Origin of the sequence: Lysinibacillus sp. NPDC094177, from assembly GCF_050279145.1 — a bacterium.
In the GTDB taxonomy this organism is placed as follows: Bacteria; Bacillota; Bacilli; order Bacillales_A; family Planococcaceae; genus Lysinibacillus.
In genome coordinates, this window is sequence record NZ_JBNNTW010000023.1 from 1 (window position 1) to 25,068 (window position 25,068).

The 25,068-nt window shown below is 31.8% G+C and carries 22 protein-coding genes and 2 pseudogenes; 8 read left to right on the forward strand and 16 right to left on the reverse strand.

Annotated features, from left to right (window positions below; translation table 11 throughout):
- Window positions 1–255 precede the first annotated feature (255 nt).
- Window positions 256–1,425 carry a hypothetical protein gene (locus ACQKNC_RS21550; RefSeq protein WP_427426766.1) on the reverse strand — a complete coding sequence of 390 codons (1,170 nt, stop codon included), beginning with the start codon at window positions 1,423–1,425 and terminating at the stop codon, window positions 256–258.
- A gap of 165 nt (window positions 1,426–1,590) precedes the next feature.
- Between ACQKNC_RS21550 and ACQKNC_RS21555 the strand changes: the two genes are divergently transcribed.
- A complete protein-coding gene (locus tag ACQKNC_RS21555) occupies window positions 1,591–2,046 on the forward strand; it encodes a TFIIB-type zinc ribbon-containing protein (protein WP_427426767.1) in 456 nt (151 codons plus the stop codon).
- Window positions 2,033–2,842, forward strand: a complete 810-nt coding sequence (locus ACQKNC_RS21560; RefSeq protein ID WP_427426768.1) for a hypothetical protein — start codon at window positions 2,033–2,035, stop codon at window positions 2,840–2,842. Before ACQKNC_RS21555 ends, ACQKNC_RS21560 begins: the two co-directional genes overlap by 14 nt.
- A gap of 733 nt (window positions 2,843–3,575) precedes the next feature.
- Here ACQKNC_RS21560 and ACQKNC_RS21565 read toward each other — a convergent pair.
- Window positions 3,576–3,752 carry a hypothetical protein gene (locus tag ACQKNC_RS21565; RefSeq protein WP_427426769.1) on the reverse strand — a complete coding sequence of 59 codons (177 nt, stop codon included), beginning with the start codon at window positions 3,750–3,752 and terminating at the stop codon, window positions 3,576–3,578.
- 133 nt (window positions 3,753–3,885) lie between these two features.
- Window positions 3,886–4,590, reverse strand: a complete 705-nt coding sequence (locus ACQKNC_RS21570; protein WP_427426770.1) for a hypothetical protein — start codon at window positions 4,588–4,590, stop codon at window positions 3,886–3,888.
- Between the two features lie 210 nt (window positions 4,591–4,800).
- On the opposite strand from ACQKNC_RS21570, the gene ACQKNC_RS21575 reads away from it, so the two are divergent.
- Window positions 4,801–5,025: a hypothetical protein gene (locus ACQKNC_RS21575; protein WP_427426771.1), complete on the forward strand. Its 225-nt coding sequence runs from the start codon at window positions 4,801–4,803 to the stop codon at window positions 5,023–5,025.
- Window positions 5,004–5,384: pseudogene (locus ACQKNC_RS21580) on the forward strand (transposase); the annotation flags it as partial. The gene ACQKNC_RS21575 and the pseudogene ACQKNC_RS21580, both read left to right, overlap by 22 nt.
- Before the next feature lie 137 nt (window positions 5,385–5,521).
- On the opposite strand, the gene ACQKNC_RS21585 reads toward ACQKNC_RS21580, so the two are convergent.
- Both ACQKNC_RS21585 and ACQKNC_RS21590 read right to left on the reverse strand, forming a co-directional pair.
- Window positions 5,522–6,418 carry a DegV family protein gene (locus ACQKNC_RS21585; protein WP_427426772.1) on the reverse strand — a complete coding sequence of 299 codons (897 nt, stop codon included), beginning with the start codon at window positions 6,416–6,418 and terminating at the stop codon, window positions 5,522–5,524.
- Window positions 6,419–6,895: 477 nt separating this feature from the next.
- Complete coding sequence (locus ACQKNC_RS21590; protein WP_427426773.1) at window positions 6,896–7,144, reverse strand: hypothetical protein; 249 nt, start codon at window positions 7,142–7,144, stop codon at window positions 6,896–6,898.
- Between the two features lie 259 nt (window positions 7,145–7,403).
- Here ACQKNC_RS21590 and ACQKNC_RS21595 point away from each other — a divergent pair, with 259 nt between their 5' ends.
- Complete coding sequence (locus ACQKNC_RS21595) at window positions 7,404–7,535, forward strand: hypothetical protein (RefSeq protein WP_427426774.1); 132 nt, start codon at window positions 7,404–7,406, stop codon at window positions 7,533–7,535.
- Between the two features lie 200 nt (window positions 7,536–7,735).
- Here ACQKNC_RS21595 and ACQKNC_RS21600 read toward each other — a convergent pair whose 3' ends face one another.
- Entirely contained in the window at window positions 7,736–9,871 is a 2,136-nt protein-coding gene (locus ACQKNC_RS21600) for an ankyrin repeat domain-containing protein (protein ID WP_427426775.1), read from the reverse strand.
- Window positions 9,872–10,848: 977 nt separating this feature from the next.
- Between ACQKNC_RS21600 and ACQKNC_RS21605 the strand changes: the two genes are divergently transcribed.
- Window positions 10,849–11,592, forward strand: coding sequence for a hypothetical protein (locus ACQKNC_RS21605; RefSeq protein WP_427426776.1), 744 nt, complete (start codon window positions 10,849–10,851; stop codon window positions 11,590–11,592).
- The gene (locus ACQKNC_RS21610) at window positions 11,593–12,060 is read left to right on the forward strand and encodes a hypothetical protein (RefSeq protein ID WP_427426777.1); all 468 of its coding nucleotides are present in this window, start codon (window positions 11,593–11,595) and stop codon (window positions 12,058–12,060) included. It abuts the gene before it with no gap.
- A 282-nt stretch (window positions 12,061–12,342) separates the two neighbouring features.
- On the opposite strand, the gene ACQKNC_RS21615 is transcribed toward ACQKNC_RS21610, so the two are convergent.
- From ACQKNC_RS21615 to ACQKNC_RS21640, 6 genes are all read right to left on the reverse strand, one after another.
- Window positions 12,343–14,019, reverse strand: coding sequence for a methyl-accepting chemotaxis protein (locus tag ACQKNC_RS21615; protein ID WP_427426779.1), 1,677 nt, complete (start codon window positions 14,017–14,019; stop codon window positions 12,343–12,345).
- A gap of 14 nt (window positions 14,020–14,033) precedes the next feature.
- Window positions 14,034–15,011: a BMP family lipoprotein gene (locus ACQKNC_RS21620; protein WP_427426780.1), complete on the reverse strand. Its 978-nt coding sequence runs from the start codon at window positions 15,009–15,011 to the stop codon at window positions 14,034–14,036.
- Between the two features lie 1,358 nt (window positions 15,012–16,369).
- Entirely contained in the window at window positions 16,370–16,738 is a 369-nt protein-coding gene (locus ACQKNC_RS21625; RefSeq protein WP_427426781.1) for a hypothetical protein, read from the reverse strand.
- Window positions 16,739–16,753: 15 nt separating this feature from the next.
- Window positions 16,754–17,467 carry a hypothetical protein gene (locus tag ACQKNC_RS21630; RefSeq protein ID WP_427426782.1) on the reverse strand — a complete coding sequence of 238 codons (714 nt, stop codon included), beginning with the start codon at window positions 17,465–17,467 and terminating at the stop codon, window positions 16,754–16,756.
- A gap of 1,960 nt (window positions 17,468–19,427) precedes the next feature.
- Complete coding sequence (locus ACQKNC_RS21635) at window positions 19,428–19,904, reverse strand: hypothetical protein (protein ID WP_427426783.1); 477 nt, start codon at window positions 19,902–19,904, stop codon at window positions 19,428–19,430.
- Window positions 19,905–20,552: 648 nt separating this feature from the next.
- Window positions 20,553–21,281 carry a putative immunity/bacteriocin fusion bifunctional protein gene (locus ACQKNC_RS21640; RefSeq protein ID WP_427426784.1) on the reverse strand — a complete coding sequence of 243 codons (729 nt, stop codon included), beginning with the start codon at window positions 21,279–21,281 and terminating at the stop codon, window positions 20,553–20,555.
- Window positions 21,282–22,320: 1,039 nt separating this feature from the next.
- Here ACQKNC_RS21640 and ACQKNC_RS21645 point away from each other — a divergent pair.
- The gene (locus ACQKNC_RS21645) at window positions 22,321–22,644 is read left to right on the forward strand and encodes a hypothetical protein (protein WP_427426785.1); all 324 of its coding nucleotides are present in this window, start codon (window positions 22,321–22,323) and stop codon (window positions 22,642–22,644) included.
- Between the two features lie 166 nt (window positions 22,645–22,810).
- On the opposite strand, the gene ACQKNC_RS21650 is transcribed toward ACQKNC_RS21645, so the two are convergent.
- The 4 genes and pseudogenes from ACQKNC_RS21650 to ACQKNC_RS21665 all read right to left on the reverse strand — a co-directional run bounded on the left by ACQKNC_RS21650 (window position 22,811) and on the right by ACQKNC_RS21665 (window position 24,497).
- The gene (locus ACQKNC_RS21650) at window positions 22,811–23,332 is read right to left on the reverse strand and encodes a hypothetical protein (RefSeq protein ID WP_427426786.1); all 522 of its coding nucleotides are present in this window, start codon (window positions 23,330–23,332) and stop codon (window positions 22,811–22,813) included.
- A gap of 6 nt (window positions 23,333–23,338) precedes the next feature.
- Window positions 23,339–23,482, reverse strand: a pseudogene (locus tag ACQKNC_RS21655) (toxin C-terminal domain-containing protein); the annotation flags it as partial.
- Window positions 23,483–23,883: 401 nt separating this feature from the next.
- A complete protein-coding gene (locus ACQKNC_RS21660) occupies window positions 23,884–24,129 on the reverse strand; it encodes a hypothetical protein (protein ID WP_427426787.1) in 246 nt (81 codons plus the stop codon).
- A 92-nt stretch (window positions 24,130–24,221) separates the two neighbouring features.
- The gene (locus tag ACQKNC_RS21665; protein ID WP_427426788.1) at window positions 24,222–24,497 is read right to left on the reverse strand and encodes a hypothetical protein; all 276 of its coding nucleotides are present in this window, start codon (window positions 24,495–24,497) and stop codon (window positions 24,222–24,224) included.
- Window positions 24,498–25,068: the final 571 nt, after the last annotated feature.

Genomic DNA, 25,068 nt, shown 5'->3' on the forward strand with positions numbered 1-25,068 from the left:
CTTATTTTTATAATTATAAACTAAATTCTATTTTATATTTCTACTTACCTATATAATATCAAGTAATTGTGAAGAGTTACACTTAAACTAACGGGTGCTTTACTTGAAGATCATTGAGTTGCAAAGGCAGCTCAATGGTGAAGATCAACTATCTGAGGCTGTGTTAAAGAAATATTTAGGTTGACTACATACCGTTAATATGTTAATACACGCATAAAGATAGTAGAAATACATTCTATATGCGTGTTTTTTTGCTTATTTTTTCATGAATTCAAATTGTGTTTCGATCCATTCCTCTGCCATTGTCTCAGATTTAAAGAATAGTCTAGCAATTTCTAATAGATCCGAAAACATAATATTGTCTATTCTGATTATATGCGTTCTGTACGACGCATCTGTTACTACTCCACCCGAAGCAAGGCTACTATTCATTCGTTCACTAATTTTTTCCCCTTTATAAACATTTATAGCTAAATCTAAATGATTTAGTCTAATTTTATGGAATGGAATATCAAAAGCATCAATTGCATCTAAATGAATGTACCTTCCTATTAATTTTCCTTCAGATAAACTTTCCTCTGAGAGTTCCTCAAGAGACATACTGAAATGCTTCTTGTTATTTTCATTCTTCATGCCAGCATTGATCTCTAACTTTCTAAGCTTACTAACTTCATACTCCCACCATTGCCTTTTTTTCTTAGGATCATCACCTATCGTATCTCCCTCAATTGGCTCTGGTAAAAAAACCTCACAACCCTCACTATTCCCAGGATAGATTCTTAATATTTGTGCCCATTTTGGGTTTGGAGGTCTTAAAAATTCTTCTTCAAGTGACATTGGTGGAGCAGCGTCACTGACAACATACGGTTCAATGCGAATATATATTTCATCTGGACCATATTTATCAATTAAATATCTTGGTATTCGACTATCTAAATAACTATCTATAAATAAAAAGTGATTCTTGTATTTACAATGTCTGTATTTAGGGGAGTCTGGCATTGGATTAAAATTGATTGCGTTTAACTTAATTAATTCATAATCCTTTTTCTTATTAGATTTTATACGTAGTTCATCTAATAATTCTGGGTACATATTGAATACGGTCTGCTGCGGATGATACGGTTCAAATGCTTTTATAGCATGTAACTCTCTGGATTTGGAACTAATTTCTTTGGCAATTGCACAAATTACTAGTTTGGTGTTCTCTTCACCATCAATTAATTCACGTAAATAGTAATATAAACCGTTTTTATCCTTTTCAGTGTCCGTGAGTAAGTCTTCTCTAAAAGGAATAATTATATCTTTTAATTGGATGTTATTTTTCATTTCATCATTTAGATATATTACTAGATCTTCTATCTTCCAATTTTTCATCCTTGCAGTATCCTCAATATAACTATAATAAATCTCAAATTCATCCATCTTGGTGCCTCCTATGTAATTTCAACTTCTATTCTTACTAAAGAATTAAGTATTTACTATTATCTATGTAATCATACATAATTAAATTCTTTTATATCTCTTAAAATCAATTTATTTGATAATATAGTAGTAATATATACTAAATCATCGAAAGAGGATGAATAAATGACACATTTAAATATTGAAATATCTATTCCTTCTGATAAAGATGGTTTCTGCCTTTTGCAATGCCCATTATGCTCAGGGTTCTTTAAACTCAAACCCCAAGATGTCGAAGCTGAAGATGTGATTCAAATTTGGTGCCCAAATTGCGGGATTAAAAGTGATAATTATTTAACTGAAGATGTAATTGAATTGGCTTTAAACATAGGGGAAAATATGATTGATGATGCTTTATTCGACTCATTTAATAAAGTCAAAAAAAGCAACCACAACAAAAATGTTTCAGTTAAAGTAAAAGAGCCCTCTCATAAGCATGAAAATCCAATTGTAGCTGGAATAGAACTACTTGATATTCAAAAATATAAGTGCTGTCAAAGAGAAGCGAAAATTAAACCAATAGTAAAATTAATAGGTAGCTATTGTCCATTTTGTGGGGTGAATGATGATGGAAATCACTAAGAAAGATTTAAGAAAAACAAGCAAAGCTTTTAGATCCTATGCGAATAGAGTGATAAATGCTCATTACGATGAATTCGATTCAATATTAAAAATGTTCTTAGAACATATTGATAAAACTCCTTTGATTTACGACTATATCAATAGTTTCGATATAGTATTTAGTGACGAGGATATAAGTACGGAAGTGCATGAAGTGCGAGAAGCATACGGAGACAAGTTTTTTAATACCGGAAATACAATTGAAGAAGAATTGTTTTATACTTATAAGATTTTAAAATATTTAAGTCAAAGTGATCTGCATGTTACATCTTACGCTCTAGCATATGGTGGGAGAAAGTATCAAGAGATCACTAAAAACTTCGCAAATAGAGTAGTTCTTCCATTTGTAAATCACATCGAAGACTACTTAACTGATATTGCAATTGATATGGGATACGATGAGGAGGCAAAATTTATGATTAATATTAATGGTGGACAAGCACAAGTAAATATATCTAATGATAATTCCACACTTGAAGCTCATCAAACAAATAATATTCAAGCTGCCGAATTAGAAAATATTGTTACTTCTATTAAAGCTTTACTAACAGATGAAATTTCCGAAAGTAATAAAGAAATAATTATTGACAGTGTAGATGTTATACAGGAAGAATTAAAAAAAGAGAATCCTAAAAAGGGATTCTTAAAAACGGCTTGGTATGGCATTGAAACTACAATTAAAAAGATCCCTGATGCAGTACAGCTGGTAGAAAATCTACACAAGCTAGGAACAATAGTTGGGCCATATTTAACATAACACTTACTAAATAAAACGACTCCTATTTTATAGAAGTCGTTTTTTATATGAATCCTTTTACTGATGCTTCATTATTTGCTTTTTGGTTTCTTTAGCAAATTTTAAAGTGAATACACTGTGGCGATTAGAATTTTCAAGAATTTTATCACAGGTTTGTAGTGTTTCATTTTGTATTCGGGTTATTAGTTCATCTAGTTTACGGTTTTTAAAGAGAAAATCTCCCCCATTTGCTTTATTAGAATCACTTCCTAAGCTATTTTTTATTAACATATGACCAATAGCTACAGGACTTAAAACTCTAAAGGTTTTAATTACTCTTTTTATAAGGCACGTTTTCGTAAAGATTGTTGTTACTCAACTAACAGTGCAGGTTAATTTAAGAAGGATTTTTTTCATTAACTTGAATACTTATTGAGATAAGTAATATCAAGGGGGGATTAGATGAAAAAGAGATAAAGAAAAATTTGCCTCCGTAAGCATAATATTGGTTTTTTTCTAATTTTGGGTCAAACTGAGGGTCGGTATTTAAAATTGGTGTTAAAAAACCCTTGAAAACAATGGTATCCCAGCCTTTTTTATATTTTCCGTTTCAACACCCGCCGTCTCCATACAGTGAAATTCATTGAATTTCATGGAGTGTCATAAATGTTGATATATCAACGTTTATGGCACTTTTTTATTGCCTTTGAGTTGTACTGAATTGGAGTTAAACCTTATTAACCTTTGTTAGAAATTAATCGGATTCATTGTTTAACAAGGCTGTAAATTTATTAATAGTACCTTCTTTCGTTTTTCGCGTAACATGAGCATAAATTTCTAATGTTGTTTTCACATCGTTATGGCCTAAACGATATTGTACTTCTTTAATCGAGGTACCAGCTTCAAATTTAAAGAGCAATGTATGTGACATGTATTTTCTGCTTTTTTATTTTTACTCGGTTTGATTTATATGCAAGTAACTTTTTATACAATTAGGTTTGTAAAATATAAAAAACAGAGTTAATCTACAAAAGTAGAAATGAACTCTGTTTTTAGATGTCGTATTACCGCTTCGATTGTCTATATCCTGCCGCCCTTGCCTCGGCTTCTGTACAGAATGTTTCTTCTGCATCAGTCACATCATAGAAATCCCCAGTAGGTACATGGTAAATCTTCTCACCCGAACTAGAAATATTGCCTTTAATATTACTACACGCTTGTTGTGCTTTTCTAGCTTCTTCTGCTTTTCTAGCTTCTTCTGCTTTTCTAGCTTCTTCTACTTTTCTAGCTTCTTCTACTTTTCTAGCTTCTTCTACTTTTCTAGCTTCTTCTACTTTTCTAGCTTCTTCTACTTTTCTAGCTTCTTCTGTTTTTCTAGCTTCTTCTGCTTTTCTAGCTTCTTCTACTTTTCTAGTTTCTTCTTCGTTTTCTTTTTCAACTAATTCTGTTTTCGTTTCAGTTATATTTTTCTCACCAGAATCCGTAAATTTCCCAACTATACAAGGGATTAAAGACCAACATAGTAAAAGTACAGCAAGGATAAGAATTAAAATTCCACTCCAAACTGACTGCTGATTTTCTTTTCTCTTTTTTAACCACCATAGGGTTATTAGGATAATAACAATTAGAATGATGTTCCAGAAAGAAGAAAATATACACTGAATCGTGTAAAGAAGTAATGCTATAAGAAATATTATTAGACACAACGCTAATAGTATCTTTATAGTACCTCGATTCTTCGTATTTGGAGTTTTTGTACCCTGCTTCATTTTAATCACCATGTCTTATCATGTTGTATGTAATTGCTATAAGATAGTTACACCGAAAATCATTATATAGTATATTCTGTAATTTGGGTAATTTCGATGAAAGGCAACTGACGAAGGTGCAGGATCTGGGGATTGATGAGCGAGATATTTTTGTGGACCGTGCGAGTGGGAAGGATTTTAATTGTCCGCAATATTAGGCAATGAGAAAGTGTGATTCGTAATGGGGGTTTTATTTATATTGATGCGTTGGATCAGTTAGGGCGTAATTATGATGAAATTATTCGTGAGTGGAAGGATATTACGGGTGCTGTTGGTGCAGACATTGTGGTGCTGGAGAATGAAACTCTCTTTGATAGTCGCAAGTTTAAGGACATGAATATGGAGGATGGCAAGCTGGGGTCGTTAATGGAGGAATGTATCTTTCAAGTATTCTAGATGTCTATATCGGAGAAATTGTAGCGCAAACAATTGATTCTACACAAGATACGTCATTCGTTTTGGATACTTTATATCTATTACCTGATTTAAAGCAAGGCTGTATCTTGCATAGCGATCAAGGTTCTGTGTACACATCATATGCGTATCAAAAATCAGTCAAAGAAAAAGGAATTACCATAAGCATGTCCCGCAAAGGCACGCCCACTGATAATTCCCCAATTGAAATGTTCTATCTCGACGGAATCTACCGCACGACAAATGCGCATATGATTCAAATCGTCGAAGACTACATTACCTATAATAACAATATCCGTATTCAAACAAAATTAAACAGCCAGTCCCTCATACCTGAATGAAAACACTGCTATCATTCAAAAGATAACGTTACATCCGCCAGTTTACTTAAGCTAAAATGCTCTCTGACTGTATAATAGTTGGTTTATAGGAATTTCGCAACTTCATGTACCTACAATAATTTAGATTACAATTATGTTTATATAGTAACTAATTCAGCTTTCTTTTGCTTAAGTGGTGCAAGCTCTGGTAGACGTACCCAACTTAAACCAAGCGTTCCTTCACCTGCATGAACCGCTACACAAGCACTTAGTGGTAATACCGAGAAGTTTATGAGCGGATATTCGTTCTCTAAAGCTTTTTTCCAAGCGGTTGCGCCTTCTTCAGCATTACAGTGAATAATTGCAACTTCAGGGATAATACTCTTTTCTAGATCTGTATTTAAAACATTTTGTACATATGTTTTAGCTCTAGTCGTAGCGCGTACTTTTTCTTTCATAACGGGCTTCCCATCTTCAAATGATATGACAACTTTAATATTCAACAAGTTACTTAAAAATGCTTGAGTCCCTGAAACTCGACCACTTTTATGTAATTGTGATAAGTTAGCCGGAATAAATGAAAGCTCACTGTTATCTGCCATCTCATTGATTCTTTCAACAATATAGCCAGGTTCAAAACCTTCACGCTCTAACTGCTGACCGAGTTCAATCATTTTCATCATCGGAAATGACCCGATTTTTGAATCCACTGGATATACTTCAAATTCAGCTTGATCAGCTGCTGTGAAAGCGCTTTGATAAGTGCCCGAAAGATGTTGAGAGGTATGAATTGCAATTGCACATGTATACCCTTGTTCTTTTAATGATTTATATAAGTCTACAACTTCACCAATTGCAGGTTGTGATGTCTTTGGATTTTTTTTAGCATTTCGTAGCTTTTCGTAAAACTGATCATGTGTCATATCAACAGTTTCGCGTAAAGCCCCTTCTTCGAACACTATATTAAGTGGTAATACGTGAATTTGATTGTCCTGTATGAACTTTTCATCTAACAATGCTGCTGTATCTGTAACCCATGCAATTTTCTTTCCCATTTAAAAGTAATCCCCTTCATCTATCGTAGAAAATTATTCATTTTATAACTTATGCAACTATACACAGATAAGATCATCATGAGTAGTGACATTTATAATACTGTATTTATTTTTTTGCAATCTTCGACATTATTTCGACAATAATTGCGATGAAAAATAGCATTTTATAAGCATACGGTAAGCTATCTAATATTTCATTCGCTAATTGTTGGGCGCATATACGACGTTATTGGCTGAAAGCCGATAGCAAAAATGGGAAAATCGGCGTGTAGGGTGAGTCTTTGGTATATTTAATTTAATATTGTTAGAAACATAAAAAGCAGACGGTTTAGAAGTGCGATAATGCACTTCTAATTGACCGTCTGCTTTTACTGTTATTTTATGAATGAACTACGCTAATATAGTTGGCGTTAGCACTTAGTTTAATCATCACAGGTTGGAATTACAGTTGCTCGATTATTTTTGTAGCTACTACATTTAATCTATATTGAGTGTTCTGATTTGAAGTATTAGAGTTTCTTTGGGCTCAGGTACAACAATAGAAGTATTCAATCTCTGAAAACTTAAATGAGGTGCTGAAATGACTTTTACATTTAATCCGTATTTTGTTTTTAATACCTCAAGAACCTGTTCAGCACGTTCACCGAAAGTTATAATGTATTTTTTGGTATTTTTAATTTCGCTATACAACCGTTGAAGATTCTTTTTAGATAATACTTCTTTCATTGTAGCCTAAAAATGGCGATATTTTATATATATTTCAGGAAATATAAGAAAAGTTCGATATAAAGTTGAAGTCGTAGAAGGTTTTGTCCGTACTAACGATGTTACATATAATAAAACGTTTTGGATAGATGAACAGAAATTTGAACAATCCAAAGATTGGGATTGGACACGTATACGCTTAGTTGATGAAGTGGATGCCCCTGAACTGTCTCTTACACATTTACGTGAGAATGGGTTGTAGGGGAATATTCAAGGTTCTATGAAATTAAAGGGTATATTGCGAGATTATATAATATCATTCTTTGAAAAGGATTTAACGGATGGTTATTATCCTGATGAAGTTCCCGAAACATTAGAAGAAGGAAAGCGTAAAAGTGCATTGTCCAGTTGAGGTTCTATTTCTGATTCATTGGTTGTAATCGGATTAAGGAAAACAATTATACTTTTCCACTGGGTCAATTTGCGATTTCTCCAAGTAATAGGACACGCTAAAATTTATGGAGGAAATTAACATATCACTTAAAATAAATCTAAAAGACAGGGGGAATTGTAGAATAAATTTTCCTGTCTTTTAGTATTTATAAATTAATTTTAATTTGTTAATAATTTCAATATCTCTACATTATTTTTTCTAATTGCATAGTCTAGCGCCGTCATACCGTCCTTATCTTTAAAGTGTATTTTAGCCTTGTGCTGTAATAAGAGTTGCACTATATTGACGTTACCATTTTTAACAGCAATGATCAGTGATGTTCTTAACTCATGGTTTGGTGCATCTATATCTGCTCCATTTTGTAATAAAATTTCAGCTACCTCTTTACGACCATAATCAACAGCATTTAGTAGTGCTGTATTTTCATATTTATCAACAAGGTTTACTTCTGCACCGTACTTAATTAGTAATTCAATAATGTTTGCACGACCTATGAGTGCAGCTTCCATTAGTGGTGTTTCTTTAGAGTAACTTCTAATGTTAACATCCATTCCTTGATCAATTAAAAAATTACAAATCTCATAGCAATTTCTTTTTACCGCCTCGTGTAGAAGTGAATCATTTCTGAAATATAAATTATGTTTGTTCCTTTCAGGATTGGATAAAAATAATAATTTGAAAATTTCTAGATTGTTATTTTCAACCACATATTCAATTGGGAGAGTTCCATTATTTGCTTTTATAAATGGATCTGCTCCTTTAGATAGTAAATAAGAGATAATTTCCGTTTTATTAAGTTTAGTCGCTGTAGATAATGGTGTCATACCATCATGGTCTTGGATGTTAAGATCCTTTGTATTTTCAGTTAATATCTTTACTAATTCAAGGTTGCCAATTTCTACTGCCGAAAATAATGCTATTCGCCCTTTTAAAGTAATGATATTTGGATCGCTGCCTAATTCAAGTAATAATTTTACCATTTCAATTAATTGATGATCGATTGCTACTGATAGTAATGTTTTACTATTACTATATTTATAATTCATATTTGCATTCGTATCTCTTAATTGCTCGATTGTTTCTAAGTCATTTCTTTTTACATATTCGAGTAATTTCTTATCGCTTGTATCGATTACAGCATTTTGAATAGCAGTCATTTCGACAGTAGTTGTATTAACTTCTATACTAGATAGTATAAATGCTGAGTCGAAGGATAATGCCCATGTTTCCAATACCCACTTTGCCACTTGCTTATCTATTCCATAGTCACGGTAAAGTTGTTCGATTAATTCAAGAATTATAGTATGTATTGGTTGGTCTCTAACCCTTGCAACTATACCTTTTTCAAGTGTTAGAAGAAGAACATGTTCTTCTGGATTTACTCTTTGGGGACGTTGATTAAGAAGTTGCAAGCAATCGGATACAAATGGAATAGAATTATTTCTTCCTCTTACAAAGTCGATAATCTGCTGTCGTAGCAACTCTAGATCCTCATTTTTATGTAAATGTTGCATAAAAGTTGTTTCAAACTTTTGCTGTTCAGTTGATGAATCTACTTCTCTTTTTTGTCTATTTATTTTTTTACCAAGTCTGATTAATTCTTTAGCTTTTGATACAGGTGCTTGAACCAATATTCGATTTAGTGTCATTTTCCGTAGATTTACAAAATTTTTAAATACATCAATGTTTGAGATAGGATTTCCAGAAATATCGAGAATCGTAAGAAATTTAAGAGCGCGAAGTGATGAAATATCGTAAATATTATTAAATGATATATTTAGACTAAGTAGATTTGTTAATTCATTTAATGGACTAATATCAAAAATATTATTTTGTGATAAATTGAGAGTTTGAAGTAGTTTCATATTCTGAATAACGCTAATATCGGTAATATTATTATTCCTGAGATCTAAGTGAACAAGATTACTAAGGTTTTTCAAAGGGTTTATATCTGTAAGACCTTCAGAGTGTATTTCTAAATCAATTAAGTTAATTAAATGTCCAATTGGTTCTAAATCTGTCATAGATGGAAGTTTAATATCTAATTTTCGCAAGTTTTTTAATTCACTAATTGGTGATAAATTAGTTACTTGAGTATAATAAGCATTTAGTTCTAAAAGGTTTTCTGCGAATTCTAGTCCTTTTAAATCTGAAACATTACGAGGGACAGTTATTTTTTGGATTAATGTCATGTCCTCTTTTTGAACAGCTCGATCAATTTTTAGTAACTCCTTTATGTGAGTTTCAAGTCTACTATCTGCAAATTCTACTATTTCGCTTTCGTGTATATTCATGTTGTAGATTCTCCTTATATAAATATGCTTTTTAATTTTATCGTTTTCTTCTAAATTATTTTAAGTTTCATCTATATCTCTTTTGAAATTTAAAAGCATCTCTTATTTAAAAATTTGTAAGGAAAATAATAGCTTACGTTATTTTTGTATTACCAATAATCATTGAAGCCGCATTTCAGGAAACTTACATAGCTGACATTATACTCGGCATATTTCATAGCAAATAAAGTTCCCCTAGAGAGAAGAAATAGCAGTATTCAATTAACCAATTATTAGAATCAATTGTTATTCCATATCTGACGCTATTGTTGTAGATTATAAGCCTAATTACTCGCTAAATAAGGAGGAATTAGGCTTTTTTACCTTTCTAAATCCTTCATTATCAACAGTAGTAAAAATGATGATAACAAGTGTTGAATATCGTGGTAATCCCTGATAAAAAACATGGAAGAAGTGGCTACATCTTCACAGGCTGTAATCAGATTTAATTATAACTATAATTATCCAACCGCACATAATAAGAGAATGCTGGTCAAGTATTAACGATTACCCAAATGAAGAAAAAATATTCAGTGGCTGATTGAAAGGCTGGATTGAAATTTTTTATTTACTGATAAAATACATATGATAGTAGAAATAAGAGGAAAAATAGGTCATTTGGGTTCAAATTTAACAGAACGATCTGAGGATAATTTGACTGGAAATGTTTTCGAGAGATTAAGATACCTTCTTTTTCTTTAGTATTGGGAGAAATACATTTACGAAGAATTGCACTTTAATAAGGACGAAATAGTTGCTAAAGATGAATTATTTACAAAATCGGTAAACGGTTATTGAGGGAGCGAAAGAGTACTGTCTTGAATAACGGTCTTTTTTTATATAAAAGTAAGTATTATTTCTGATTTTTTTGCATAAGATGAAACAAAAATGCTTTTTTGTTTCAAATGGGGTATTCTAGAGGAAAGGAGGGATAATCAATGGTCGTTCTAGAAACCAATGGTGCAAAGCATTCAGTTGGAGTGATAATTGCGGATATGTTAAAAAACTATGAAGACCTCGATAATGTAGGGAAGTTTTCTGTTTATGCTTATACTATTCAGACGAAATTCACACGTTATGTAATCGGTATTTCTCCTAGTGAAGATACAGTTTTTGTTGAAGAAAATGTTGAAGGAAAAGAGATTACGGAACAAATAAATATAGCTATTTCAGGCGATGAAACAGTTAAGAATTTTGCAATTGCAAAATATTATCTGGAGAAGTTATTTTTTGAGATTACTGAAAAAGGTCGACTCCTATTTTATTATCGTAGCAGTTACCTAGTTTCAAGCAGTGATATACGTAGTGAAATGAAAGTATCCCGCGCTACAATTATGCGATTTGTGGAGAATGGTATGGAAAAAGTAGAAGGGGTAGGCCATAAATGCTATCCAAAGCATAACGCACTGTATTGGAAAGATGGCGTTTGGGTGTTACGTATTCAAGCCTTACAAGAAAAATTTAAATTACGCAATCAAAGTGAAGTTGACCTTGTTACAGAAATTGAAGGACAAATAAAAGAATACGAAAAGCAGTATGGCGGATCGTTCGAAAAGGTATTTGCAGATATCATTAATGGAGAACAGGAACAGAATATTTACGACTTAGAAGAACCGGATGATTATAAAGATTGGCGAGATTTATTAAAAGATCTTGAAAAGGTTCGGGGGAAAGACTGTTAAGTGAGTGTTTATCAACAGTATAGAATTGACGAGATTCAGCGTTTATTCGAAGTAAATCCGGATTTATTTGACACAAAAAATTCCGATATGGTAAAAATCAAAGCCAAAGGTATCAGTAAAGTCGTAGCAACACTTCCGTTAAATGATCATCCAGAATATGGGGAAACTATATTAAATATTTCAGAAACATTAGATGATGATGGAAACATCGAGTCCTATCATTATGGTTGGGAACTCTCCCAAAGAGTAAAGAAACGAAGTAAGCAAGAAAGGCACATAACTGGATTTGGAAATGAAGATCATTCAGGGCCACCAATGTTTGAGCCAGATCCATACCACCATCATCATATTCCACATTTGCCAGCTAAACGTAAACATACCAGTGTTAAGGATTTAGAAACGGTAGTTGAGATTTTAAAAAATTACATTGTTAGTGGCTTAACTTACGACCAATCACATACGTTTTAAAATGAAAATCAGTACCCATATTTGGATACTGATTTTATGAGTGAAAAGAAGCCTAGTAAAACTAGATTTCTGCATTTAAAAAGATGTATTAAATTACTTATAAAGTCCTGTAGAGAACCCTAGCCATTGAGTGAAAGAAAATGGAGTTAAAATAAAACCACTGTATTGTCACGTTACAAGCTCTCTTTATATATAAAATCAAACTTAATACCAAAACTACAAAAGATTTTGAGAATCCATCCAAATTTAAATGACCTCAGACAATAGCTGAGGTCATCTCCATTAGATTATTTTAAATTGTTTCACTCTATTATTTAAGTCATCTGAGAGCTGACGTAATGCGGTAATTTTCTCGACAACTATTTGAATAGCATGCGTTTGTTCATTTGTTGAAGCGGTTATTTCCTCTGTACCTGCCACATTTTCTTCTAGCATGTGATTTACAGTTTCTACATGTTCAAGGACTTGTTCACCTAATCCTTTTGAATGCTTCATACCTTGGGCTACTTCTTGAAGCTCACTCATGATGCTTCGAACTTCCGTTTCAATGCTTTCGAATGCTGACGTTGTTTCATACATTGAGGATTTTTGTTTTTCTGCTATTTCAACACCTTGGCGTACTGAAGCAGACATATTTTGCACGCCTGTTTGGATGGCACCAACAATTCCGAAAATTTTCTCTGTTGATTTGCTTGTGGCTTCGGATAAATTACGTACTTCTTCAGCTACTACTGCAAAGCCTTTGCCATGATCACCAGCGCGAGCTGCTTCAATAGAAGCATTGAGCGCAAGTAAATTCGTCTGCGCTGAAATATCGGCAACAACCCCAGCCATTTCTTCGATTCGTGCCGTATGTTCCATAAAGGTATTTGCCACATCGTGAATGACATTTACCGTTTTAATATTTTCTTCGATCATTTCTTGTTGAGCGTAAATGACTTCTTTTCCTTTATCAATCGCACCAACAGCCAGCTTACCATGATCAACAGAAACCGTTGAGCGCTGTACGTTTTGATTGAAATCGGTATCCATCGTCTCGACAAGCTGCACAGTATGATGGAGTGAGTTTGAAACGGATAGGGAATCACTCGAAATTTTTTCTGTGGCACCTGCGACGTGTTCACTGATTTCAGCGAATAGTTTATTTTCACGATCTAAATCATTTGTAAATGTATCTATGTGTCCACTCACGTCACGAATCGCATCTAGCAACTGTTTTAATTGGTTCGTCATCGTATCAAATGAACGATTTAACACGCCAATTTCATCATTTGTTTTATAATGAATAGGCTCCACCATAAGATTTCCAGACGCAATTTCATTGGCATTATGGGCCAGTTTACGAAGTGGTTTTGTAATATTTTTAATAATTAACACTGTAAAGACACTTCCAAATAAAACGAGCAGAATAATGCCAACTAATGAAGTTGTAATAACAAATGTAATTTGCTGTGCTACATCTTTTTGTATATCTTGGTAATGTTCATTGGCATACAAACCTAGTAAATGCACATCATTTAAAATGCCTACAATACGTAATCCTTGTGTACGGACATCTGTTACGTTTTTATTGGTTACTGCTTGATTGGCTGCAGTAAAAAAGTCTGTAAATTTTCCTTGCATTTTAGTGAAGATTTCTACACTTTCTTTATTATGTAGCAAAGGTTCGATAATTGCTAATTTATCGTTAACCGTACTTTCTAATTTTTTTAATGATTCTAGTTGTTTATCTGTCACACTCTGTGGTTGTGCGACACCAATGGCTGTTGCATAGTTACTTAGCTCATTTTGCGTATTTTTCAACTCGGATTCAATCACTTGAATATTGATAATTTTTGGTAAAATATCTTGGTTCGATGATTGGATGTGTATCATCGCCATCATGACAATGGCTATAAGAGCAATCGAAACTGCAATGAGCGTAAACGAGTTGAATAATATTTTTTTAGTTAATGACATTTTCTTAACTCCTCTTATTGGCCAAATTGTTTCTGCGATAGTTTGTTTAGTTCATCTTCAATTTTGGTTGCATGATCAATCACGCGCACAGGTGCAAGTTTCATCGCTTTTTCTTTCATACCTAAAGCGATATGCTGCTGTCCGGTTGGTTTCTCTTTCGTATAATTTTCTATAAATTCATAAACGGCTACATCAATATTTTTTAACATAGAAGATACGACTGCTTTTTCTGCATATGTATATTGATCTGTATCAACCCCGATTGCTAAAACGCCACTTTCTTGCGCTTGTCGCAATAAGCCAACGCCTGTATATCCCGCAGCTGCGTATAGGACATCTGCTCCTTGAGTAATCATGTCAGCAGCCATGGCCTTTCCAACCTTATCATCTGAAAATGTATCTGCATAGGTCACAATCACTTCAATATTAGGATCGATTGCCTTCGCTCCTTCAGCAAAACCTTTCTCAAACTTTTGGATTACTGGGTCCACCATTCCACCTAGAAAAGCTACTTTTCCCGTTTTTGACGTCATTGCGGCTAAAGCACCTGCCAAATAGCTTCCTTCATTTTCTTTAAACGTAATAGAGTGAATATTTTCAACGTCTGATTCCGAATCAACTAGAACGAATTCTTGTTTTGGATTTGCCTTTGCAACCTTTTCCAAATCCTCTTGTAGTGAGTAACCTACTGCAATTACTAGATCATTACCCTCTTCCACTAACTCCTTAATTCCTTTTTCATAGTTCGGCTCACTGCCAAGCTCACGGTAATCAAACACAATCCCAAGCTCATCGCGTGCCTTGACTAGACCTGCGACTGCTAAATCTCCAAATGACTGATCACCGAGTCCAACGTCTGGCAACATAATCCCAACTTTAAATCTATCTTCCACACGTAATTCACTTGAATCTTCATTTTGCGCCGTGTTGTTCCCACAAGATGCTAATATTAGTCCTGCAGCCATACTTAAGGCAAATAAACTCTTTTTCATAAAATGTAACCTCATTCACACTTATTTTTTCCTATATAATCGCACTGGAATTCACATAAATACCTAATTAAGTATATATTAATTTAGTGTAAAGTGCTTAATAACTATTTTTGATTTGTAACAGTATTAAACTATTTTCACACTGAAAACCTTTGTTTCACACAAATTCGTCCATATTCAGCAGCAATCGCTATTGGTTTTTAACGCACAGGGAGGATTAAAGAAAACTAGTTTAATGACAATGACGCAACAAAGGCGAGATGATTGGGGAAATGGGAGCAGATATGAAATTATCTTCTATTCTAGAGATGGTAGAGAATTTTGCTACAAATACTGAAGACATCTATATTTACATCATCGATAACGAAGGGACCGCTGTCATATACCTGGGTAGAAGAAAAGTCCATTAGGAAAATGCAGCGTTCTTCGAATAAGCTCGTTGCATTTTCTTTTTATTATTAGAACTTCAAGTAGAAGTTTGAAAAAGTGATCATATATTTTAAAGAGACAATTAAAAAGCTCAATAGATATGGTGGCATAAAAATCACCTGTAATAGCCCCTGAACCAATAAATAAAATTTTAAAAAAATTTAAAATAAAACATCTATATTTGCAACATATTTTTAATTAAACGTTATTTCAAAATGACATAAAAGTACTTTTTCTTCAAAAAGTTTGATTTAAGGCTATCACAGTAAAAAAGAGAATCGATTCATTCAAGTGCTAAGTTATGATGTTAAGAAAGTGGCTTTTTATAAAAAGGGAAGGACTTCTATTTGATTCGGAAGGAATGAAACCGTATGACTTTAAAAGAACGCAAAAATCAAAGTGCTCTTTAAAAATATGATTTATGAAATGAACTCTAATGAAATTTATTGCAGAAAAATGGAGAAAAGAATCTAAAGAGGCTGGGACATAACTGGTCAAAACCTTAAAAAGCGCGAGAAATCAATTTTAGAAACGTTGATTTTCGCGATTTTCTAATGTGAAATACTTTAATTTTGCTATGAAAATACACTTATGTCCCAGCCGCTTGAAAAATTTATAAGTTGTAGATTGCATCTCCCCATGGAGGTAGGAGTCCCAGAACCAATAGTTTTTAACCATACCATTTGTGAGTAGCCGATGTCTAACTAGTAAGAGTGATACCTTTTTTTCTTACGATACTTGGTAAAACATAACCAGCTTCTTGGAATGGCACTACTGCTTGTTACCTTTCCACTACTACAATTGAAGTCGATCTTATCTCTTAACCACAAACTGCACCTCCAATTGTTAGCTGGTATGTCTAACAATTGGGGCGCAGTTCACTTTTACAATTTATTTCTAAAAAAGAGGTTGTTGCTTAATCAATTTCCTCAATCACTACGGTTTAGGTTTACTACTTGATTAGCAATATAAAATTTACCCTCTCGTTTATACACTACAGATTTTGGAAACTCATCTCCATTTTTTCTTTCATATATAGGAGTACCCTCATTTAAAGAATTAGACTCAAAATTATTATCCGGAATTTGATATCTATTTATTTTTTGCTTAATCTCCCCCAATTTCCTTACTACTTGGGATTTTTCAACTGGTTCCCCGGTTACGACATAGACTGTATCTTGAATTTTCAGCATCTCCACAAGATTGTTTTTGCTCTCGTAAACCTTATCAACAGTTATAAGCAAAGCAATTATAAGTATTGTTGTACCAATAATCCAAAATTTTTTTTTGTTTTTCATATTGCATACCACTCTCTACTTATTTCTACTCTTAACATACGTACTTGATGCCTTGCTTGCATATTTTGTCGTGGAACCAGTGTATATTCCTGCTCCATTATATTTCTTCACATTGTATTTAGTCACATCTACATTTCCATAAATACCTGGTCTTGTCCATTTTTGGGGATCGGCTTTAATAGCTTGCCCATTAGATCCTGCTTTCGCAACAGAAATAGAAAAAAATCCATATCCAATACTTGCACTAAATGACATAGTAGATTTGCTAAAATAATAGTACGAGATATTGTATTGATATTCGCTCCAACCCGGATGCCAAGCAATAAAGCCATTAGAAATTTCTCTAGTAGTGGATACCTTTGTCCATTCCTCAGTCCCTAATGTTGCACTTCTTAACAACGGGTTCGCATTTTCATTACTGTTAACAATAAATTCATCTGGAAGTTCTGTACCGTCATTCATATATCCGTTTTCTGCTTCTTCTGCACTAACTACTGGAATTGAAAAATAATTGGACTCCATGCTCTCAATGTTTTCATCTTTACTAATCGTTTCTGCTTCTTCTGCACTAACTACTGGAGTTGAAAAATAATTGGACTCCATACTCTCAATGTTTTCATCTTTACCAATCGTTTCTGCTGAACTTTTCATTACCCCTACATTTAGCATCAATCCCGATACAAAAAGTACTGCTACAACTAATTGTTTCAACCATTTTTGAGATTCCATCTTTTTATTCTCCTCTCGGTCTGTGCTTATAATTACTATTTTGGTCTTCTGTGTTAACTTGAAATATTCAAGTAATTGGGAATTTTAAGCTTTTGTGATGTTTACTATAATTTACTTATTTGTGGTAATATCGATATATTTTGGTTTCGTTAACTTAATACATATTTTGTGTTTTTATCTACAAGGAGATAAATCTTAATCGAAAACACAGATAAAAAATTTTAGCATGGTATTTCCTTCTACTATATTTTTTCCCGGGTATGTTAATAGCGTACCATTAGCTATAAAAGTTTCAAATCAAGTTTTGTTATGAAATGAGTAAAAATTGATAAAAATCAGAAAATTTAATACTACTTGGAGTTTGATATAACAGATGATCCTTATTAGAAAGAAAAGAAGTCTAGTAAAAACTAGACTTCCGCATTTAAATAGAGGTATTAAAGTACTCATAAAGCCTTATGGAGAACCTTATGCCACCAGTCTATAAAAGTGTCAAAATCAAGTTTTGTTATTAAATGAGCAAAAATTGATAAAAATCAGAAAATCATACTTTGCTTTCTAAAATATGAATTTTCGTAATTACAATAGAGCACTCTGCTAGACAATACTTAAGGTGTTTTGCACAAATAACACTGTAAGTATTGAGGTGTATGATAATTGGTGGGGAATGGTCAATAGATTTGATAACGACGACCAATACTATCGATCTTTTTGTGTTCAGTTACTATTTTCTAGAGTATTTCATATTTCATTTTCTTTTTTATATTTAATAAAGACATCAAGCCAAAACCAACTACAGCTATAGTTAAGCAAATAGTAGAAAATAGATTTTCGCCTAGTTTGAAAACTAGTAGGATAAGACTTGTAATGAACATAATAGGGATTGCGTATTTTGCTCTAAATTTATCTAATATGATAACCCTCACTATTCAAATAAAATAAATGTTTCTGTGTAAATGTTAAATTAGCATTTTTTCGATTTCCCCTAATAAATTTTTATAATGAATATAGAAAGTACTAATTGAAGCAACTATAAAATATGGAGTAGCTGGTCCGGTTTCGAATACGTAATCGTCATAAATTACATAAACTGATATAAGTTGTTTTGGTGAGAAGTTATATTTATCAAATAAAATTTTCAAATCTCGATAAAGCAAATCTCTTGGTTCGTCAATCGAGCACTCAATTGAAAATTGACCTGCTAAACTACCCCACCATATTTGAAAGGATTGTCGTATTTCGTTAAATTTTTGTAAGTTTTCTTCATTAGCGTTAAAGAGTTCATGATAATAAAAATTCCCTAGTAAAAAATCGTTTGAAACATCTTTGTCAATAGCTTGGCAGACATCATTCCATAATGTTCTAAAGCAATTTTCAAAATTAGGTTTAAATAAAAAAAGGTGGCACCGTGAAATTTGGATATTTAAATTTATTAGTTTTTCTATTTTGATTAAGGAATATATTTTGAATATAAATTAAAAAATTCAAACTTGTAGATGCATCGGTTCTCATCACAAAAGAATTCATTTAGCTTCACGTCCAATTTAGTATTGAAATAACTATTTATAGGGAGGGTTATGCAGAGCAAAACTATTTACTAACATGTATTTTATTTTCTTTTTATATTTAATAAAAACATCAAGCCAAACCCAACTACAGCTATACTTAAGCAAATAGTAGAAAATAGATTTTCGCCTATTTTGATAATCAGTAGGAATAGACTAAATATGAACATCAGTGGTACACCGTATTTCATTCTAAAATCATCCAATATACAATTCTCCCTATTTGAATATAGATGAAAAGAAACAATTTACTGCTAAAGTCCATAGTGTAATTTAGTGATTTACAATGTTTCTACCATAACCAATAGACATACTGAATCACCTTATTTCGAATAGTTTCACTAAGGAGATAAAATAAACTATGTTTTTATTTACTTGATATACTTTGTTGGAATTTAGAAGTCATCCATTTCTTGTTTTAAACTATTTGCAAACTCGGTGATTTCTTCCATTTTCACTATTAGACATAATGAAGGACCACATCCTGTTGCGAGAAGATGATTTTTATAGCCTGCATCTAATACAAAAATTAATTTAATACGAGGCTCATTTTCTTGTTTTTCCTGCTCAGGCATTTGAAAAAGACCATATCCAGGAAAATGATAGGTACCATATTCAGGGATATGATAAATACACAATCCTGGATCAAGAAACTCTAGGATACTTAGATGAATATTATCAATATGTTGTAGATCATCTAGTAACTTTAAGTAGTCCCTCCTTAAACAAGCGATTTCCATATGTACCTCTGGAAAAGTAGGACCAGAGCGGAGATTAATGTAAAATTCCACACTTTCTTCATTGACTAACTTTAAATTTATTTCAACTTCACAGTTACTAGGTACATTAAAACAATCTTTTAAAATGGCCATAAATTAAACTCCTTATAACTATTTAATATCTCTAGCATATTGCCAAGAATTTTTAAACCATTTCAATTTCTTAGAAAATGTATCATAAACAGTTTCAACTGCATCTGAATTTTTATTAAGTAAGACAGCAATTTTATTGCCGTTTACTCATAAATTTAGCTCCTAAACTTATTAAATTGAAATATAATTGGGCTACCAGATTCCTTTGAATTCCTTATCTGAAAAAAATGAAAAGAAACAAGTTGTTGCTAAAGTCCATAGCGTAATTTAAGCAATTCTACCACAACCAAAATTAAGATTCTTGACTAACAATAAGTCTATCTAACCAAGTTGCAAAGTTCATGTTAAATTTTCTTGCATTATTCAACAGGTTCTTCGCCTTGATAATGAATCAAAAGAAAAGGAATATTAGAGCTTCAAATAGAATGCTTTAAATAGTAATAGCATTATACATTCTTAAAAAGCTCAATAATACGGCGGGATCACCAATATTATTGAGCTTTTTGTGTTTAGAAAATTTCATAATTTCAACTAATAAAATAAATTTACTTGGGTATATGAAAAGCACGGGTTTATAAATGGTTTTTGTACTTTACTTAGGTTTTTAGGGTATAAAGGAAGTAAAAAAATCTTAAAATTTTTAATTTCTTAGCTTATCGAACAACCTGCAGCAAAGGCTATACCACAAAGTAAATCACATGTACCCCCAACAACTAACCCTATACCAGGAATAAAATGTAATCCTGCACATGCTGAAGCACATGCTATAAGACCAGATACACCGCAAGCAAAACTAACCCCATTAAATGTAAACTTTGTTCCTTTTCTCTGTAATGGATCAATAGATTTATCGCTATCAATTTTATCTATATTAAATGTATCTAAAACCACTGCATCATTATTAACTAAATCAAGTAAAATTAAATCAGAAGAAAGTATCTTCTCATGTTTCATATCTATCCAAATATTTTCTCTAATTACTTCAAACTGTTGTTTGCTGAAATAATAAATAGTATAGTTCAAGATATCATCGTAGATAATATCTTGATCTTCTAAATTTTTGAACTCAACATATGTTTGTGCCTCCTCTACTTTTTCATAACCATGTTTAATATATGTTGAAATTATAGTGCTTCTTTCTTGACTTGTATCATTTTTCACTATAAATTTAGCCTTCTCTTGAACTGTTTTAGGAACTTTTTGTATAATTTCTGTTCCTTGTTCTTCGAGAGTCAAAATAGCATCATCTATTGTATTTTCAAAACATCCTTGGCATGCTTTTTCTAAATTAGATTCGGCATTCACATTTTCGGAAATAAATGTGAATGAAAACAGGATAAGACAAACAATACTTGCAATATTGATTAATTTTTTCATAGTAAAACCTCACCATTGTTTTTTATAATATTTTTTTAAATAATTAATCCTAAGTAAAGTAGTCTATTTTTTGTTTCTTTTAATATAGAAGGACATAATAAAAAGAATAGAACCTATTACAAAGCCAATTATTTGATCTAATAATATTTCATCTCGATAAAGCCATCTTAGAATAAATATTCCACCAAATATTAACATGGCAATAAATCCGATGTATTTTATTCCGTTATATGGCATTTGCTATCTCCTTTCATAAATGAAAACGGTTTCATGATTGAATAGTTTTCAATATCTAATTCAATTTAAAAGAGTGTAAAGTTACATATAAAAGGTAGTTTATAATATGATAATTTAACTTCAATGGCGGTGACAAAAATGCAGTTATTTTCATTTGCAAATTTATTAGCATTGCGAATAGTAATATCGTTTGGATTAATTAAAGAAACAGATGCGTTGAATATATAGTTTCTTCATATTGTTTTCAAATTTAAGCTCCTCTCCTTTTTCTTCTATTGTTAATACCATATCATTAACAATAAAATATTAAAAATCAACTTTCGTAGGAGATTGAACAAAAATTGATAAAATTCAGAAAAATATCATCGATTTTGGAGTTTGATATCACAGATGATACTTAAAATGAAAGAAAAAAGACTAGTAATAACTAGACTTCGGCATTTAAATAGTGGTATTAAAGTACTCATAAAATCCTTTAGAGAACCTTATGCCACCAGTAGGTCCGTTCAATGTGAATTAGAAATGAAAATTTCAAAATCAACTTTTGTCATTTATTGAACAAAAGTTGATAAAAGTCAGGAAATTCCCTTTACTTTCTAACACGGCAAGTATCGAGGTATGTGACAATCGCTGAAGAATAGATCTTGAAGTATTGCAGAACGGACAGGTTGTTAGTAGAGTTAATAGAAGAGTATTACAAACTAGAAATATTTAATGAAGAAATGGATCAAGTGATTATTGCTCCTGTGTTTGAATGGATTAAGCCGGCATCCTTTAACAAGTAGAAGAAGGAGGGTAAACAATGATCCAGTTGCATATTGAAAGTAAGAAAAAACAGGCAATTTATCGAAAGTTATTGTTACGGAAGAACAGTAGTTTTTCCATGCTAGATGAAATTATATTGCTAAGTTTTGATTTGAATGGGGCGGACTATTTTAATTTTGAAATTGTAAAAAAGATGGGCGAGTATCTAAAGAAAAAGATTTGTTTTTTACCCAAAGATGATATGGATTTAGATACAGATGAAGAGTTGGTCGATGAATGGCTTCCAAAACCGGGTGATGAAGCCATCGCACATTTAATTGATAATAGTGAATCATTTACGTTTCGATTAGAGAGTTTTTAGGAACTACCGATGGACTCTGAAACTCCTTTATGTATTGCTGGAGCAGGCAATATTAATACAAGAATGCTACTCCTTTAGCTACATAACAAAAGGACTCCCTTTTTTCAAGAGAAGCCCCTAAATACAATACTACTTTACTTAATTAGTAAATTAACAAATGTTTTAATTATTTATTAGAGATCTCATAATACGTATCATAAAGGTTTTTATAGTTAACTTTTAGCTTATAAATATTAGTGGAATCATTTGAAATAATATCAATAACATCACTACTTATATATAATAAATATTCATTGGAATAGAATGAAATATATGCTCCAGTTAATCCTTTTTTAACACTAAAACAGTAATTATATACATCTAAAGGATCTAAGTTTTTTATAGAAGCATAAATTACTCCATCATTTGTATCGCCTTCTAGTAATACATCCTCTTTCCAATTTTTCAAGTGAATAATTTGGCCAATCTTTGTTTTGGCTGACTTACGTTTTTTATTGAAAATATATTCAGAAACAAAGATAGCATTAATATCTTTTTTCCTATTAAATATTTGATTAATAATTAATTGTAGGTTAACTCTACTTAGCTTCTCAATATCAAATCGTATCCGATTGTCTTCATGGACTTGGAAAAAAGGTGTCACTTGAGTACAGTCAAAATCAATATTAAAGTCTTTTAACTTTACCAAAATGTATCAATCTCCTATTCTATTTAATTCGGCATCATAGGTTCCTGAACGTGTTTTCTTTGAACCTAAATTTTTTATAGAGCTGGCGCCTTTCCATACTCCTCCATTATGACCATCTTGATCTATTAGAATATATTCAGGTTGTCCTTTTTAAATATTTTAGCTTCATGTGGCTTGGTGGGCATTTTCTATTTGAATTTCGAGGTAAGATGCTATTAAATATGACAAACTCCACTTTTATTAAAGTGGAGTTTGATCGGACAGAGGCAACCATTTATTTAGAGCGTGTTTCCTCGTTCGCACGTTTTCTATCACCGAAAACGTGCTGCAACTTAATGATTAGTAAGCTTAGACTTCTTATTTTTAAAGAATTTCACAATCAAAACGATGATAATTGTCCAAAAAGCAAAAAAACCTATTGTAAAAAAAATATCAAAGTAATTCAGGCTCATCGCTATTACCTCCTTTAAATATAATTGTTATCTAAAATGGTACTGTATAAGTAGCCTTTCTTTTATATACAAATCCTTGACCCACCATAAAACTGTAAATTAACCTTCATTGGAAAAAACTTTATTAGTATGGCGAATAGTAATAATATTATCATTTGGATTAATTAGAACAACAGTATCCCATGTAGGTTTAATTTGAAGTTCACCTTGTTCATCAACACGAATCATTGCATTTAGTTCTAGAATACCTTCAATAATAATGATCTCTTTTGCATCGTTATCTTTTATAGCTCTTAACCCGTCTTTAAAACGAATTTTCCAACCGAAAAAATCTACTTCATTCATTTTAACAACATCACCTATTGAATATTTAATATCTCCACTCTAAATAAAGCTAAAAAACTTAAATGTATTTAAGTTAAATTAGTTTAAATTGTTTAATCAATATCGGTATTTTTTTTAAATAAAGATACAAATGCTAAAATTAAATATGCTGCAGCTAGTATTTTTGTCCAATCCTTATAATCATTAGGTATATATTGACTGGTGATAAACGCTAATAGTGCCGCTATTATATGAGTTAAAATGCTTTTTAATTTTGTATTTTTTATCTTAAATAAATATATTAATGATTCAGCAAATAAAATAGAAAGTAACAAAATAAGAAAAAGAATAAGTAAATTAATAAATATGTGTATTAATGCATAACCCAAAGTTTTCACCTTCTTTTAAAAGATTAAAAAAGGATATCAAACAACTATTTTAAATTGATTTTTACCAGTAAATAAATAATTCGTGTATAAATCAGAATTTGCAGCGCTTCCTTTAAAATCATATCTACCCTTGCTATAAAGATTCCAAACAGCGGATGGCTTTGTTGTGCCTCTTGATGATACTCCTGCGTTATCTTCGACTCAGAGACTCCTTGATTTCCATCTATCACAGGTTCTAAGCTGTCAGCACTAGCAAAAAAGTCATAGAGAACGAAAATACAGTAGATAGTGCAACAATTTTTAAAAGATTCTTCATATGTTTCCCTCTTCTTTTATAAATGTTGGTATATATGCAACGTTATTTTTATAGCTCTTAATCCGTTTTTAAAACGAATTTTCCAACCGAAAAAATCTACTTCATTCATTTTAACAACATCACCTATTTGCATATTTAATAACTCCACTCTAAATAAAACTATAAAACTTAAATATATTTAAGTTAGACTAGTTTAAATTGTTTCATCAATATCGGTATTTTTTAAAAAATAAAGATACGAATGCTAAAATTAAA